Source organism: Candidatus Pseudothioglobus sp. Uisw_041 (genome assembly GCF_048087625.1).
Classification (GTDB): domain Bacteria; phylum Pseudomonadota; class Gammaproteobacteria; order PS1; family Pseudothioglobaceae; genus Pseudothioglobus.
This window is the reverse complement of the sequence record NZ_CP159805.1, coordinates 1,030,533-1,045,407: the sequence shown is the minus strand read 5'-3', so window position 1 is coordinate 1,045,407 and position 14,875 is coordinate 1,030,533. Positions and strand designations below refer to the sequence as shown.

Here is a 14,875-nt window from a genome sequence, read left to right as displayed (position 1 = left end):
TATAAATGCTTTCAAATTTCTTTCAAATATTTTTACTTATTTCACCAGTATTTATTCTGATAATTCTAGGTAATGTACTAAGAAGACTTGGGGTTCCTGATGTATCTTTTTGGGACGTTAATGATAAGCTTGTCTATTGGGTTCTAATTCCATCTCTTTTATTTCACCACATATCTCAAATTCACTTATCTTCATCAATGATTTATAGTTATGGGGTAGTTATACTTTCTGGGTTATTTATTGTAACAATTGTGTCAGTTCTGATGGGTAAGCTGCTAGGGTATTCTCCTGAGTCTTGGTCATCAATTTTGCAGGGCGCTGCAAGGCATAATGCATTTATTGCACTAGCAATAGCCGGTAGCCTTTTTGGGGATGAGGGTTTAGCAATTGGAGCTGTGTTTATGCTTTTATACGTTCCTAGTATCAATATTGTTGTAATCTCTATCATGGTCTCTAACTTAACTCAGCCTGGACAAGCTGATACTACAAAAGGAATAGCCAATATATTTATAGAATTAATAAAAAACCCATTCATACTTGCAATGATTGCTGGTTTATTTGTATCATTAATTGAGTCAGACAAACTAATTATTGTTCATGAAACTTCTGGTCTTCTTGGCTCTGCAGCATTACCAATAATGCTTCTAACTATTGGCGCAAAGATTAAAGTAAGAGATCTTGCATTAAAAATGACCCCAATTATTATTTCTAATTCTCTCAAATTGATAGCATTTCCTGTAATCGCATATATTGTTGCATCATCAATGGGGCTTAGCCAGTTAGAGGTTGTTGTTGCGGTTATCTTTGCATCTGTCCCAACTGCCGCATCATCCCATGCATTAGCGAAACAATTTGGCGGAGATGAGCAGTTGATGACAAGTATTGTTACTACTCAAGTTGCTTTATCATTCATTACAATACCAGTAATACTTGCAGTTATAACTTAACTATAACAAACCACTGAATATTTACTATTTTTCCTAGGTGATAATCTTTTTTAAAAAAATAGTTTTTATGTCAGGAAGTGTTATAATAACTGCAAATTAGCTCGATTCAATTTTTTTACTTTCCAATTTTTCAATACATGAACGACAAAATTAAAGTAGTCAGTGATGCTTCGTTTGAGGCTGATGTAGTTAGCTCCTCTCAACCTGTTTTAGTAGATTTTTGGGCCGAATGGTGTGGACCATGTAAGGCTTTAGCCCCTATTCTTGATGAAATTGCTGATGAATATGAAGGACGAATTACAATAGCAAAAGTCAACGTTGACGAAAATACTCAACTACCACCTAAGTATGGTATAAGAGGTATTCCAACAATGCTTCTATTTAAAGATGGTGCAGTACACGCAACAAAGGTTGGTGCTCTTTCTAAGGCAAACTTAAATGCATTTTTGGATTCTAATATTTAATATCATCATTTAACTATATATAAAAAATTTACTAAATCAATCTCCCTCTATAAATTCAAACTAATACTAACTTACTTACCCATCGGCAATATGCCAATCCCCTCTAATTACTTTAAAAATCTATATGAAACTATCAGAACTTAAAATTAAGACTCCTGCCGAGCTTTTAGAGCTTGCTCAATCCCTTGGTATTGAGAATATTTCAAGAGCAAAAAAACAAACTTTAATTTTTGCAATTCTAAAACATAAAGCAGATAACGATGAAGAGGTTCTAGGAGATGGTGTACTAGACATTTTACAAGAGGGATATGGTTTTCTTAGGTCTTCAAATGATTCTTATGTGTCAGGTCCTGATGATATATACGTTTCACCTAATCAAATTAGGCGTTTTAATTTATTAACTGGTGACGTTGTTACGGGAAAAATTAGGGCTCCAAAAAAAGGTGAAAAGTATTTTGCTTTGGTAAAAGTTTCTGAGGTAAATGAAGACTCTCCAGAGAGTGTTAGAAACCGCATACCTTTTTCTTCATTAACACCATTGCATCCTAATGAAAGATTAGGGCTAGAATTAGGTAATGGCGGTACAGAGGATATAACTGCTAGAGTAATTGATTTAGTTGCTCCTATTGGAAAGGGACAAAGAGGATTATTAGTAGCTCCTCCAAAGGCTGGAAAAACTATGATTTTGCAAAATATTGCATCATCGATTGCTGTTAATCATCCTGAGTGCGAATTAATTGTTTTATTAATTGATGAGAGGCCAGAAGAGGTCACAGAGATGGAGCGAACTGTTAGAGGTGAGGTTATTTCTTCTACTTTTGATGAGCCTGCGAAAAGACACGTCCAAATTGCTGAAATTGTTATTGAAAAAGCTAAAAGAAGAGCAGAACAAGGCAAAGATGTTATTATCTTGCTTGACTCTATAACTCGTTTAGCAAGGGCTTATAATACTGTTGCTCCTTCCTCTGGGAAAGTCCTAACTGGTGGTGTTGATGCAAATGCTTTACAGAGGCCAAAGCGTTTCTTTGGTGCTGCAAGAAATATTGAAAATGGAGGTAGCATTACTATAATTGCTACTGCATTAGTTGAAACTGGCTCTAAGATGGATGAAGTCATCTATCAGGAATTCAAAGGTACAGGTAATATGGAGCTGCATCTTGAAAGAAGACTGTCTGAAAAACGAATATTCCCAGCCATTAATATAAATGCATCAGGTACTCGTCGTGAAGAGCTTATGACAGATGAGCAAGAATTGCAGAAAATGTGGATTTTGAGAAAAATTCTTCATCCTATGGATACTGTTGAAGCTGCTGAATTTTTAATTGAGAGGTTAAGATTCTCTAAAACAAATGATGAGTTTTTTGACTCTATGAAGCAAAAGAAGTAATATTCAATTAGCTGTTGAGATTATTTTATAATTATCAGAATGCTACTTAAGATTTTCAAATATCAAAATACTATAATTTCCAGGTACTTACTGAGTAATTTAATTGTATTTTTTCTTGCTATAACTTTCATAATTGGACTTATAGTCTTGGGAAATCAATTTGTTCTAACTGTTCAAGAGAGTGTTTCCTTTGGAATCCCTATTAAAGAGCTAATGCCACTAATTGGCTTTAATATGCTCAGAGATATCCCAATAATATTAACTTTATCTCTTTTTCTGTCGATTATTATTACTATATCTCAGCTCTATAAAAACTCTGAAGCGGTAGTAATGAATTCTATTGGATTAGGCGATAAGAACTTTATGAATCTAATTAAACCAATTGTTTTTTTTACTTTTATTATTATTTTTTATTTAACTATATTTGCAGTTCCATGGGCTAAACAGCAAAAAAGTTATGCTGAAGATGAAACGGTTAATGCATCAGAATTCTCGTTTATTACAGAAGGAAAGTTTGAGAGCTTTAAAAATGGTGAGATTGTCTTTTATGCCTCTGAATCAAAAGTAAGTGGCATCATTGGTGAACAAAATATGGAAGAAGTCTTTATTTATGCGCTGGATGATGAGATTCCAGTAGTTGTTCTCGCCTCAGATGCAAAAAAATATACTGATGAAAAAAATGGCAGCATATATCTTCGACTTGGGAATGGTACTCGCTATGAGGGGTTACCTGGCGATAAAAATATTAATATCCTTAATTTTGAGAAATATGATTTAGAGATAGTTTCAGGCGATATTCAAAAATCTATAGCGAGTTTTTCTGAAATAGAAGAGAGAAATACAATAGATCTATTAAGAGAAGGTGGTGATAATGCAAATGCAGAGATTCAATGGAGAATTTCCCAGCCTATTTCAGTTTTAATCCTTTCTATATTTGGTGTTTTTCTAGGAAAGTCATCTCCAAGAACTGGAAAAGGAATTAATCTTATATTTGGAATAATTATTTTCATGTTATACAACAATGCCTTGTTAGCTGCGAAAAGTGCAATTGAGAGCGGCCAACTTAGCCCACTAATTGGAATGTGGGGTATTCATTTGCTGTTATTATTAATTTTAATAATTTTTTATCAATTTAGACAAGGCAAAGTTGCTCACTTTGTTGATAAAATAGCCTTTTTTAATATTAAAGAGAAAAGTCATGTCTAGCTCACCAAGTAAAATTTTAGAAGTTTTTGATAATCCTAATAGTGAAAGGGATTTTGTAATTCGTATTGATTCATCAGAATTTACATGTCTTTGTCCTTTGACTGGGCAGCCAGATTTTGCTGATATCCATATTGAATATATAGCTGATAATTTTTGTGTTGAACTCAAAGCACTAAAAAATTATTTTTGGTCTTATAGGAATGAGGGTGCTTTTCATGAGGCCGTTACTAATAAAATTCTTGATGATTTAGTTGAGGCTATGAATCCTCGCTTTATAAGATTAAAGGCTATTTTTAATGTTAGGGGTGGGGTTTATACTAATATCGAATGTGAGCATAGAAAAGATGGCTGGAAGCCTAGAGAAGTAGTGAGCTTATGACCCCAGTTCGTCAGACTGTTAAATTTGACAAAAAGCTAATTGATAAGGATGCTATAAAGGTAGTTCAGACTTTAATTAAAGCTGGATATGATGCTTATTTAGTTGGTGGATGTATACGAGATTTATTGTTAGGCTATGAGCCTAAAGATTTTGATATTGCTACAAATGCAACCCCAGAGCAGGTTAACAAAACTTTTAAACGCTCAAGAATTATTGGAAGGCGCTTTAGGTTAGTTCATATAATGTTTTCTGCAAGAAAATTTATTGAAGTAGCTACTTTTCGCGCGGGCAAGGTTAAAACTTCTAATAGTGGTGTGGTTGTTCGGGACAACTTTTATGGGTCATTGGAAGATGATGTATTCAGAAGAGATTTTACTGTTAATGGTCTTTATTATGATCTTGTAAACTCTCAGGTTATTGATTATGTTGGAGGCCTAGATGATTTAAAAGCTGTTGAAATTAAAATGATAGGTAATCCAAAAGAGCGTTTTGAAGAAGACCCTGTTAGAATGATTCGTGCTGTCCGCTTTAAAGTTAAACTAAGCGCCCAATTAGAACCAGAGCTTTCAAAAAGTATATCGAGTAATGCGCATTTACTAGCTAATATCCCGCCTGCGAGACTCTATGAAGAAGTAATTAAACTGTTCCACAATGAAAACTCAATTGAAGTTTTTAATGAACTTTTAAATTTTGGATTATTAAAGCATTTATTCTCCCAGACTAAAGAAAGTTTATTTATTAATGCAGCTTTAGAAAATACTTCTAAAAGAATTAAGAGCGGTGATTCTGTTACTCCCGCATTTATTTTTGCTGTCTTTCTTTGGGGTTCGTTTAATTTAAGAGTAGTTGTGACTAATAAAAAAAATAAACCTCGAGTAGAGACAATGATTAATGCTGCGGAGTATGTTATTAAAAATCAAACTCAGCAAGTTATGATGCCTCGATGGTTGTCAACTCGAGTTAAAGATATTTGGTTGATGCAATATCAACTTGAAAATTGTCATCCAAAAAAAGAAAGTGACTTAATTGGTAATCCACGTTTTCGTATGGCCTATGACTTTCTGTTATTACGTTCAGAAAGTATTGATTTAGAATTAAAAAATAAGGTGGAACATTGGACAGCTCTTCAAAACTAAAGTCAGTTCTTATTACTGGATGCTCAAGTGGAATAGGTCTTTGCCTTGCTCATGGACTTCGCTCTGAAGGTTACCGTGTTTTTGCGAGTGCCAGAAATAATAATGACGTAGATAAAATCAAAGCTCTAGGTTTTGAGTCTTTGTTACTTGATTTGTCTTCCTCAGACTCAATAAATGATGCTATTTCAGAACTTTATCAAAAGACTGATAAATTGTATGCTTTAATTAATAATGGTGCTTATGGACAAGTTGGTGCTCTAGAGGATATTTCCAGAGATACTTTAGAGAAGCAATTTCAAGCTAATGTTTTTGGTTGGCATGAGTTGACTAATTTAGTATTACCTAAAATGAGAAAAGAAAACATAGGGCGAGTTATTTATATAAGCTCTGTTTTAGGGTTTGTTGCTATGCCATTTAGAGGTCCTTATACTGCATCTAAGTTCGCAATAGAGGGACTTGTTAATACTTTAAGACTGGAGCTAAGTGATACAAACATTAAATTTTCTTTAATTCAGCCTGGACCAATAGAGTCAAAATTTAGAGCCAATGCCTATTTAGCTTTTAAGGAAAATGTAGATATTTCAAAGAGCAATTATAAGGAGCAATATAACACAATGATTCAAAGGCTTGAATCAGATGAAAATGTTCAATTTACTCTTCCACCAGAAGCTGTATTGAAGTGTGCACTTCATGCCCTAAAGTCAAGCTCGCCAAAAATTCATTATTGCGTCACCTTTCCAACAAAATTATTTGCTTTTTTAGGTAGAATATTACCTAGCTCATGGATGGATAAAATTTTAAAATATTCATGAAATTAAGGTAATAAAAATGACAGATAAATTTAATTTTAATAAAGGCTTGTCGCAGCTTGAAGAAATTATTAACAAGATGGAGTCGGGTGAGCTCAGCTTAGAGGACTCACTTAAATATTTTGAAGAAGGCGTTAAAATACATAGGCAATGCCATACTGCGCTTACTGATGCTGAGCAGCGAATAAGTGTTTTAAGCGATACTGATAACTATAGCGAAGAGAAGCCCTTTGGAGATTCTTGAGGTTTATCGGGAGCGAGTTAATTCTTATATAGAAAATTATTTGAGCTCTATTTCGCTTAATAATTCTTATCAGAGTGAGTTAAATAATATTATGAAGTATAGCGTTATGGCTGGTGGAAAGCGCTTTAGACCAATTCTTACTTACACTGTTGCTAATTTGTTTGGTATTGATATCCAAAAAGTTGATTCGAGCGCTTGTGCTATTGAGTTAATTCATATCTACTCTCTTATTCATGATGATCTTCCTATAATGGATGATGATGATATTAGGCATAATCAACCATCCTCTCATAAAGTTTATGGTGAAGCTCAGGCAATACTTGCAGGTGATGCGCTGCAGGCTTTGGCATTTGAGGTAATTTCTAGTGATGACTTAATTGATTCAGTCACAAAAGTAAAATTATTAAATTTGTTGTCGTTGTCAGCTTTTAAAATGGCTGAAGGGCAGTCAATTGACTTATCTATTGTCTCTAAAGAGGTTGACATCGAGCTGCTAAATAATTTGCATAAAAAGAAAACTGGTTCACTTTTAAATTGTTCTGTAATGTTTGGGGCTATTTTGAATCCTAATATTAGTAAAAAAGACTTATCTATATTGGATTCTTTCTCAAACATTATAGGACTTGCTTATCAAGTTCAGGATGATGTATTGGACGTAATCACCTCAGATGAGATATTAGGTAAGCGACAAAATTCAGATTCAGAAAAAAATAAACCTTCATATCCATCTATTTTAGGATTAGATGAGTCAGTTAAAAAGTATGAAGGCCTTTATCAAGAGGCTCTTGATGAAATAATACTTCTTAGTGTTAATGAAAAGCCCTTAAAGGACCTAACTGTTAAGTTAATGAAGCGCTCTTTTTAGTATTCAAGAAGAACACTACCCCAGCTGAATCCACCGCCAATTCCTTCAAAAAGTAACATGTCTCCCTTTTTGATTCTTCCATCACGAACTCCTATGTCAAGAGCCAAAGGAATAGAGGCAGCTGAAGTATTTCCATGCGTATCTAGAGTTTGAATCACTTTGCTCATAGGTAGATTAATTCGCTTTGCAACTGCTTTAATAATGCGGATATTAGCTTGATGTGGAACCATCCAAGTAATATCATTTGATGTCATATTACAATCTTGAAGTGTTTCTTCTGCCAAATCAGAAAGTCTATTAACTGCAATCTTAAAAACTTCATTACCCAACATTTCAATCGTACCCAACTCATTAATACCATTGTTGTTAACATGGAGTGAGGATAAGAAGCTTCCATCACTATAGAGCTTAGAGTGCTTTATACCAGTAGCATAATCAGAGCTAACTACTACTGCTCCAGCACCATCAGCAAAAAGGATTGCAGTAGAGCGATCATTCCAATCAACAATTTTTGACATTGTTTCACTACCAACGACTAGTATATTTTTAAAGCTTCCATTTTCTATATACTGCTGAGCAGTTGTAAGGGCAAAGACAAAGCCTGCACAAACCGCTTGAAGATCAAATGCTGGACATGAAGCACCAAGACGGTCTTGAAGCATTGTTGCTGTTGCAGGAAAAATTTTATCAGGGGTAGTTGTAGCAAGAATAATAAGATCAATCTCTGAAGGGGTGATTTCAGCCATTTCAAGAGCATTTTTACTTGCTTCAAGAGCAAGGTCACATGTACTTTCGTCTGTAACTATTCGCCTCTCTTTAATTCCAGTTCGAGCGGTTATCCATTCGTCAGTTGTATCAAGAGCTTTCTCAAGATCAAGATTTGTAACAATCTTACTTGGTAAGTAGCTTCCAGTACCAATAATTCTTGCAAATTTTTTCATTATTGAGCTTCTATTATTCTTTTGATTGAACCTATTTTCATTTACATTAAATCTCTTTGTACCATTATTTTACCACCAACCAAGTGACCTTCCATTTCCCACTATAATCATAAGGCAAGTTAGTACGTGTAGTATGATCCAAAAAGTCCGGAAGACTAGGGCTTTTTTTACATCTGTTTGTGTTATTGGTAAGAACTCTGGCTTATCTTCATCTGAAATACCTACTGGCATTCCGACAGTTCTAGCCCATACTTTAAGCCAACGTCTTTGGCCACTCATAGCTTAATCAAAAATTCCATATTACAAGAGCTAGTAATATATAAATTAAGTATTATAGTTTTTATTTTGAAGATTTGCATTTATAGTAACTTTAAGTTGGATGCGATTCTAATTACTAATTTATTAATTATTGAGTAACTACTTGTGTTCTTCTAGTTCACGAGTCAATTGAACTGAAATCTTATCAGTAATCTTAGCATGTGCCTCTAGATATGCCTCTTTAATTGCTTGAAAGAAAGAATCAACATCTGCTTTGCCATGACTTTTAACTACAACACCTTTTAAGCCAAGTAAACTTGCACCATTATATTTTCCAGGGTCAACTCTGGATTTAAAATCCCTCATAACTGAGCTAGATATGATAGCTGCTATTTTTGTAAAAATATTCTTGTTGAAAGATTTTTTGATGAAATGTGAAAACATGTGCGCAACTCCCTCACTGGCTTTCAGCGCAATATTTCCCTCAAAGCCATCACAGACAATAACATCAACACTTCCTTTATAAATATCATCTCCCTCTACAAAGCCAATATAGTTCAGAGAGGAATTTTTTAATAATTCTGCAGTTTCTTGAATTTTCCAATGACCTTTTAGCTCTTCAGAGCCAACATTTAGAAGACCAACAGAAGGCTGTTTGATATTTTCTGTATTTTGAACAGCAATGGAGCCCATAATTGCAAATTGCAATAATGTTTCAGGTTTTGAATCAACATTGGCGCCTAGATCAAGAATGTGAGTAGGTCGACCTGTTAATGTTGGCACTGCAGACATAATTGCTGGCCTATCAACCCCTTCTATAGTTTTAAGTACAAACTTTGCAATTGATAGAAGAGCGCCTGTATTTCCAGCACTTACACAAGCATGAGCGTCTCCATCTTTTACAAGATTAATGGCAACTCTCATAGAGGAGTCCTTTTTGTGCCTTAGAGCCGTAGAAGGTGAGTCGTCCATATTGATGACTTGAGATGCATGCTTTATCTCTATTCTTTCTAAAATTTTTTGAGGAATTGAGGTATTATTAATTTCATTCTTTATGGCTTTTTCATCACCCACAAAAGCAACCGCAAGATCACTAAAAGTTTTTAAAGCGATGATACCAGCATTAATGGTGATAGGAATTCCAAAGTCACCACCTGAGGCATCGATTGATACCTTTATTGACATGGATTAGATTTAAGCTTCTACTTCTTCGATATCATCAGCGGCTGACTTAATAACTTGCTTGCCACGATAGTATCCATCTGCAGTAATATGATGTCTTAGATGAGTTTCACCAGTTTCTTGATCTTCAGATAATGCAGGGTTTTTCAACGCATTATGTGAGCGACGCATCCCTCTTTTTGATGGTGTTTTTCTGCTTTTTTGTACTGCCATTTTTTACTCCTTGCCGAAATCGGTCATTTTAATATTTTTTAGAACATCAAAGGGATTTTTACGAATCTCTTCAACTATCTCTTCTTTGTCTATCTTTAAACTACAATCAAAATCATGAGAAGGGGCCATAGGAATAGATAACAGAATCTCATCTGTAATTAAATCTATTGAATCTAAATCTTCTTCTTCTCCGATAATATAGACTTCAAAACTAGAATCTAGTCCTTCAGCTTGATCTTCGTACCTTACAAATGCTAAATTAAAATTTACTTTTAACTCAACGGGGAATGCCTCTAAACAGCGCTGGCAATCTAAAATAATGTTTGCGTTAATTATCCCCTTTATACATGGCGTTTTATCATTTTCTAAATAGAATGATAAATCAACCTTTATCCTGTCTTCAATATTTCTCGCTATCTCAGAAATTCTAGGCATTGCGGCAATTTTATAGTCACCATGCAAGCTCGCCTCTTTTCTAGCAAACTTAAATAATTTAATCGTTTTAGGAAGCTGTTTAACTGTTTCCATAATCTGATTTCTAAAGCGTGTATATTTTACCCGAAACTTCTGAGAGTGTTAACCACTTTCTCTTTGTCTTTTACTTTCGAATAAAGCAATTCCGGTTGCTACCGAAACATTAAGACTTTCAATATTTCCCGACATTGGAATAGTAACAAGCTGATCACATGTTTTTTTAATTAACTGCCTAATTCCTTTGCCTTCAGTGCCCATAACAATAGCTGTTGAGTCAGATAAATTAACATCATATATTTTTGATGAAGAATCACCATCAAGACCAATCACCCATATGCCTTTTTCTTGGATTGATTTTATTGTTCTTGATAGATTTGTGACATGAAAAATCTGAAGACTATTGATTGCTCCTGCTGAGGTTTTATGAACTAAGGCGTTGATTGGAGCAGAGCCATCTTTGTTGATAATGACATGACTGACACCTGCAGCATTTGCACTTCTAAGACACGCTCCTAAATTTCTTGGATCTTGAATGGAGTCTAATATTAGAATTAGAGGTTTTTCTGATGAACTCTCAATAGAACTTAAAAGAGCATCTTCCGTTAAAAGAGGGGGCAAAATAACTTCTGATATTACACCTTGATGAGCCTCACCCTTTGCAATACGGTCAAGGTCATTCTTATCTACTTCTGAAAATGGTATTTTTAAGTCAGATAGTATTTCATTTAAATTATTGACTCTTATATCTTTTCTGCCAGTTTGAATAAAAACCTTTAAGACGGATTCAGGGTTAGTATTTAAAAGGCTTTCAATGCTGTGAAAGCCAAATATGTAGATAGATTTAGACATATTTAATATTATAGTGCATCATGATAAATTTTTATAAATGCTTCTTCTTGGAGCCCATTAACCCAATTAGAGTAGAATTTTTCTGCTTTCAGGAAGATTAATTTTTCTTTGCATTGTTTTATATTACTACTAACAAAGCGCTCATCTAGCTTAATACCAATTGCAAAGCCAAAATTATTCATATATATTTGTGAAACTTCATTGTTTTTAAGTGAGTCTAGCATTTTGACAGTCGCGTTATTGACCTCAATCCAGTCAGTTATGCCTCCCTTTGCGTAGCTCGAGTGCTGTGAATGAAGCTTTGCAAAATTTTCAAAAGATGCACCTTTGCTAATATGTTTAGAAAGTTTATTTAAGAATGATTTAATAGCAATATCTTTATCAATTTGCATTTCAGCTTCTATCTCAGAAATAATGATTTGCGCAATTTTGATTTGTTTAATTTTCCCAGAGGTTTTTTTTGAGCAAACATTGATAGCTTCATTTTCATCAATAGTGACGTCTTTTGTTATGTATCTTTGTAAGTTAAGAATTGAAATTTTTTCTGAAACTTCAGTTTTTAATGATAAAAATTCAGGATAAGCTTGAAGCTGCTCTAATGAAGTATTGTTACTTTTTGAAATTTCCAGTAGTGCTAAATTGACATCATTTAAAGATGCTTCTATATTAAACTCTTTTGCTTTTTGTAGCTGAAGGATGTTGTTTATTCTCTGGTTAATAAAGTCAACTTTACTCTCTTTAGATTTTAAATTAAAGAGAGAGGCTTCAAGTAAGTTGGATGTGATTACACTATTGTTAACAACAGCAAGAATAACATTTTCTCCAAAAACAGAGCCAGTGCTTAATATAAAAAGAAGAGCTAGAACTCTTTTCATTATCTAAGTTTGGCTGTATATCCTGGAATATTTCCTTCTATTTTTCTCTTTAGCGGAGATGAAGTTGAACCAAGTCCTGTAAGGACTAATTCAAAACCAGTGCTGTAATCGTAGCCAACATCACCATGATTTGTTTTAAAGTGAGCTACCCTAAACGCCCAACAACAGGATTCATAGGCTATACCGGTCGTCTCTGAATTTGTAATTCCAGTAGAGGTTGTTTTATCACGACCGCCAAATAAGTGTATTGAATCTGTTAGTGGGTAGGCGCCATAAAACTTATCTGTTTCTTTTATTCCATCGTCACTGACACTTAAAGTAATAAATTTTCGTGAGTTAGAGGTGTACGTTAAGCTATTTTCTTTTTTGACAAGTTTAGAGGTGTCGGGATTAAATTGAGCCGAGCTACTAATTACATACTTGCCTAGTGCAAAATCAATAGAGGCAGCAATGTCTGAATAAGATTTTCTAGTTTCGTAGTTGGTTCTAGCTGTGTCACTTACGACCTCATCATCAGTGAAAAAACTTTGCGCAATTCTCATATTTAAAAGATCTTTGTCATCATCTATTGCATCTATGGCACTGTAACTTGACTCAAGGCTTAGAGTAATGTCATTCGCATTGGTAATTCTGTCAAGTCCAGTGTATCTTTCACCAGAAGTAAGGTCAGCAAAAGTAATAATGTCAGTGTATTTATCTTCAGTATCAAAAATTGGAATGTTTCCTTGAACTTTTTTTGCTCGATAGTTGTAAGATATCAATGGAGTAATACGGTGATTAGCTTGATAGCCAAAAATACTGGTAGGGATGTTAATAGTAAAATCAACATCTAAGCCAGAGCCTAAAATTGTTCGATTTATGTTGTTACTATTTTTTAGGCTGTAATTAGTGATGTTGACATTTGCTTTTGGAGTAATTTTAGGAAACTTTACTGCAAAAGGTCTTGAAATTTCAAAATTTCCATTCGTCCTTACCCCAGATTCTTTAGTGACATCATCATGGTTAAATTTAGTGCTTGAAAGATTGACAGATAAAGATGTGCTTGGGTATTCCCAACTTTCAATTTTTACTTTATTATATATTTTTTCAGCAGCTATCTCTCCACTGGTTCCTTTGGCCTGTTCATATAATTGTCTTTCTATTTCTGCATCTATTTCTGCATCATTTTTTTCCTTCTGATTAGTATCTATAATAAAAGTTTTAGACAGACTTGCTTCAAGCGCTCTAGTATAGACTGGAACGCCAGCATTAATGACTTGCTCATCTTCAGTTAATAAGGCTGCAGATAGATTGTTTTCCTCGTCATCATAAGAAAGTTTTATATGGGATTTGAGAGTTTTTGCATCTATATTAGTTCTAGCAATTTCTTCAAAATATTTTGAGTCGGACACTCTGGAGTATTTAGCGCTAAAGTGCATCTCATTACTTATATCAATTTCATCTGAAAAATTTACAAGCCATCTTTTTAAGTTAGTAATTTTATCTTCTGGGAGATACTTTGCTTCAATCGACCACATTGAGTCTTCATGGTCAGGTGAGATTTTAGGAGCAATTAATTGGCGATACTTTCCTTCATAGATTAATCCTCTACTTGACATAGTAGTTAAAGCAACTAGTAAGTCACGGTCAGGCGCTAAATTAAAATAGAAAGGGACTCTGAGGCTAGAGGAATAGTCAACTGCTTCAGGTTCAGAATAGGATGAATAATTAGGGGTTAAGAAGCCTGAACCTCTTCCAGAAAGCACCCAGCTGTATTTTGGCATGTAAAAAATAGGAATCCCATAAAATTTAATTAACGCGTTATCGGCAATGCCTCTATTTTTGGTTAAATTTAGATTTATTTGATCTGCTTCAATTAGCCAATCATTCTCATTAACAGGACAAAGACTGTATGTTGAGTTGGTGAGTAGAACGCTAGTTGAAGCTTTTGAAATGTATTCTGTATAGCCATTTGCACCCCCTAGGCCAGCTCCAAAATCTTGGTAGTTTGCATTTGTAGCTGTTGCTATTAGATTATCATTTTCATCTCTGGTTGCAGTTAATAAATCACCAGTGATTAAGTAAGATTCGTCTTGAAACCTAACATCACCAGTTGCCAACAAAGATTTATTTACTGTAGAAACTTGGACATCATCAGCTGCAAGAAATAATTTATCAGAATTAACTTCAACATTTCCATTTAAAAGGTATTTATCACTGAGTATTTCACTGTTATCTGCTTCAATATCAAGACTTCCAGTATTTGACGAGAACTTCTCAAGAGGGAAAAGGGTTTGATGTTCTGCACAATTAATACAAGCTGGCTCATTAGGAATGCAGCTTAGCTTGACTCCCTCGGCATAAATCGAAAAATGGCTTAAAATTAAAACAAGAAAAATTAAGTATTTTTTCATGAAATGAAAGAGTTAATTAAAAAAAAACATTTTATCATTATATATAATTATAAACTCAGCCAGATTTTTAAACTTTAACAAATTCAAATTAAACTTTAGTTATTATTTATTGGGTAAAATAACCCCTGATTTCGAAATAAATTATATTTTTTCTTTATCGAAATAAATTACAAAGTACTTGTTTTTTTGTATTTTGACCATATCTTTATTTTAACTTTTATTTATAAGGAAATTACGTGAGTAAAAAACAAAA

The 14,875-nt window shown here is 33.9% G+C and carries 17 protein-coding genes; 9 read left to right on the top strand and 8 right to left on the bottom strand.

The window, feature by feature from the left end; translation table 11 throughout:
• Nucleotides 1-5: 5 nt before the first annotated feature.
• The 9 genes from ABXT44_RS05275 (at nt 6) to ABXT44_RS05235 (ending at nt 7,437) form a co-directional block, all read left to right on the top strand.
• A complete protein-coding gene (locus tag ABXT44_RS05275; protein ID WP_416686215.1) occupies nt 6-947 on the top strand; it encodes an AEC family transporter in 942 nt (313 codons plus the stop codon).
• Nucleotides 948-1,084: 137 nt separating this feature from the next.
• The gene (gene trxA / locus ABXT44_RS05270; protein WP_416686214.1) at nt 1,085-1,411 is read left to right on the top strand and encodes a thioredoxin TrxA; all 327 of its coding nucleotides are present in this window, start codon (nt 1,085-1,087) and stop codon (nt 1,409-1,411) included.
• Between the two features lie 124 nt (nt 1,412-1,535).
• Nucleotides 1,536-2,798, top strand: a complete 1,263-nt coding sequence (rho, locus tag ABXT44_RS05265; protein WP_416686213.1) for a transcription termination factor Rho — start codon at nt 1,536-1,538, stop codon at nt 2,796-2,798.
• 39 nt (nt 2,799-2,837) lie between these two features.
• Nucleotides 2,838-4,004 (top strand): LPS export ABC transporter permease LptF, encoded by a 1,167-nt coding sequence (lptF, locus tag ABXT44_RS05260; protein WP_416686212.1) that lies wholly within the window; start codon nt 2,838-2,840, stop codon nt 4,002-4,004.
• Nucleotides 3,997-4,383 (top strand): preQ(1) synthase, encoded by a 387-nt coding sequence (gene queF / locus ABXT44_RS05255; RefSeq protein WP_416686211.1) that lies wholly within the window; start codon nt 3,997-3,999, stop codon nt 4,381-4,383. Before lptF ends, queF begins: the two co-directional genes overlap by 8 nt.
• Nucleotides 4,380-5,519 carry a polynucleotide adenylyltransferase PcnB gene (gene pcnB, locus ABXT44_RS05250; RefSeq protein ID WP_416686210.1) on the top strand — a complete coding sequence of 380 codons (1,140 nt, stop codon included), beginning with the start codon at nt 4,380-4,382 and terminating at the stop codon, nt 5,517-5,519. Before queF ends, pcnB begins: the two co-directional genes overlap by 4 nt.
• Nucleotides 5,498-6,331, top strand: coding sequence for an SDR family NAD(P)-dependent oxidoreductase (locus ABXT44_RS05245; RefSeq protein ID WP_416686209.1), 834 nt, complete (start codon nt 5,498-5,500; stop codon nt 6,329-6,331). The genes pcnB and ABXT44_RS05245 overlap by 22 nt, the downstream gene beginning before the upstream one ends.
• Before the next feature lie 16 nt (nt 6,332-6,347).
• Nucleotides 6,348-6,572, top strand: coding sequence for an exodeoxyribonuclease VII small subunit (locus ABXT44_RS05240; protein ID WP_416686208.1), 225 nt, complete (start codon nt 6,348-6,350; stop codon nt 6,570-6,572).
• On the top strand, nt 6,559-7,437 hold the full coding sequence (locus ABXT44_RS05235; RefSeq protein WP_416686207.1) for a polyprenyl synthetase family protein: 879 nt from the start codon (nt 6,559-6,561) through the stop codon (nt 7,435-7,437). The genes ABXT44_RS05240 and ABXT44_RS05235 overlap by 14 nt, the downstream gene beginning before the upstream one ends.
• Here ABXT44_RS05235 and ABXT44_RS05230 read toward each other — a convergent pair.
• From ABXT44_RS05230 to ABXT44_RS05195, 8 genes are all read right to left on the bottom strand, one after another.
• Entirely contained in the window at nt 7,434-8,378 is a 945-nt protein-coding gene (locus ABXT44_RS05230) for a beta-ketoacyl-ACP synthase III (protein ID WP_416686206.1), read from the bottom strand. The two genes, ABXT44_RS05235 and ABXT44_RS05230, sit on opposite strands and share 4 nt — an antisense overlap.
• 69 nt (nt 8,379-8,447) lie before the next feature.
• The gene (locus tag ABXT44_RS05225) at nt 8,448-8,657 is read right to left on the bottom strand and encodes a hypothetical protein (RefSeq protein ID WP_416686205.1); all 210 of its coding nucleotides are present in this window, start codon (nt 8,655-8,657) and stop codon (nt 8,448-8,450) included.
• 138 nt (nt 8,658-8,795) lie between these two features.
• On the bottom strand, nt 8,796-9,821 hold the full coding sequence (gene plsX / locus ABXT44_RS05220) for a phosphate acyltransferase PlsX (RefSeq protein ID WP_416686204.1): 1,026 nt from the start codon (nt 9,819-9,821) through the stop codon (nt 8,796-8,798).
• A gap of 9 nt (nt 9,822-9,830) precedes the next feature.
• A complete protein-coding gene (rpmF, locus tag ABXT44_RS05215; protein WP_020024645.1) occupies nt 9,831-10,031 on the bottom strand; it encodes a 50S ribosomal protein L32 in 201 nt (66 codons plus the stop codon).
• Between the two features lie 3 nt (nt 10,032-10,034).
• The gene (locus ABXT44_RS05210) at nt 10,035-10,559 is read right to left on the bottom strand and encodes a YceD family protein (protein ID WP_416686203.1); all 525 of its coding nucleotides are present in this window, start codon (nt 10,557-10,559) and stop codon (nt 10,035-10,037) included.
• Between the two features lie 48 nt (nt 10,560-10,607).
• Nucleotides 10,608-11,354 carry a 23S rRNA (guanosine(2251)-2'-O)-methyltransferase RlmB gene (gene rlmB, locus ABXT44_RS05205; RefSeq protein WP_416686202.1) on the bottom strand — a complete coding sequence of 249 codons (747 nt, stop codon included), beginning with the start codon at nt 11,352-11,354 and terminating at the stop codon, nt 10,608-10,610.
• Between the two features lie 8 nt (nt 11,355-11,362).
• On the bottom strand, nt 11,363-12,229 hold the full coding sequence (locus ABXT44_RS05200; protein ID WP_416686201.1) for a peptidylprolyl isomerase: 867 nt from the start codon (nt 12,227-12,229) through the stop codon (nt 11,363-11,365).
• On the bottom strand, nt 12,229-14,622 hold the full coding sequence (locus ABXT44_RS05195; protein WP_416686200.1) for an LPS-assembly protein LptD: 2,394 nt from the start codon (nt 14,620-14,622) through the stop codon (nt 12,229-12,231). Before ABXT44_RS05195 ends, ABXT44_RS05200 begins: the two co-directional genes overlap by 1 nt.
• Nucleotides 14,623-14,875 lie beyond the last annotated feature (253 nt).

Bases quoted from the DNA above. Each gene is read 5' to 3' on its own strand.
- plsX (WP_416686204.1), bottom strand. From the start codon at position 9,821: ATGTCAATAAAGGTATCAATCGATGCCTCAGGTGGTGACTTTGGAATT.
- ABXT44_RS05240 (WP_416686208.1), top strand. From the start codon at position 6,348: ATGACAGATAAATTTAATTTTAATAAAGGCTTGTCGCAGCTTGAAGAA.
- rho (WP_416686213.1), top strand. From the start codon at position 1,536: ATGAAACTATCAGAACTTAAAATTAAGACTCCTGCCGAGCTTTTAGAG.
- lptF (WP_416686212.1), top strand. From the start codon at position 2,838: ATGCTACTTAAGATTTTCAAATATCAAAATACTATAATTTCCAGGTAC.
- pcnB (WP_416686210.1), top strand. From the start codon at position 4,380: ATGACCCCAGTTCGTCAGACTGTTAAATTTGACAAAAAGCTAATTGAT.
- rlmB (WP_416686202.1), bottom strand. From the start codon at position 11,354: ATGTCTAAATCTATCTACATATTTGGCTTTCACAGCATTGAAAGCCTT.
- ABXT44_RS05275 (WP_416686215.1), top strand. From the start codon at position 6: ATGCTTTCAAATTTCTTTCAAATATTTTTACTTATTTCACCAGTATTT.
- rpmF (WP_020024645.1), bottom strand. From the start codon at position 10,031: ATGGCAGTACAAAAAAGCAGAAAAACACCATCAAAAAGAGGGATGCGT.
- ABXT44_RS05230 (WP_416686206.1), bottom strand. From the start codon at position 8,378: ATGAAAAAATTTGCAAGAATTATTGGTACTGGAAGCTACTTACCAAGT.
- trxA (WP_416686214.1), top strand. From the start codon at position 1,085: ATGAACGACAAAATTAAAGTAGTCAGTGATGCTTCGTTTGAGGCTGAT.
- ABXT44_RS05200 (WP_416686201.1), bottom strand. From the start codon at position 12,229: ATGAAAAGAGTTCTAGCTCTTCTTTTTATATTAAGCACTGGCTCTGTT.
- ABXT44_RS05210 (WP_416686203.1), bottom strand. From the start codon at position 10,559: ATGGAAACAGTTAAACAGCTTCCTAAAACGATTAAATTATTTAAGTTT.
- queF (WP_416686211.1), top strand. From the start codon at position 3,997: ATGTCTAGCTCACCAAGTAAAATTTTAGAAGTTTTTGATAATCCTAAT.
- ABXT44_RS05225 (WP_416686205.1), bottom strand. From the start codon at position 8,657: ATGAGTGGCCAAAGACGTTGGCTTAAAGTATGGGCTAGAACTGTCGGA.
- ABXT44_RS05195 (WP_416686200.1), bottom strand. From the start codon at position 14,622: ATGAAAAAATACTTAATTTTTCTTGTTTTAATTTTAAGCCATTTTTCG.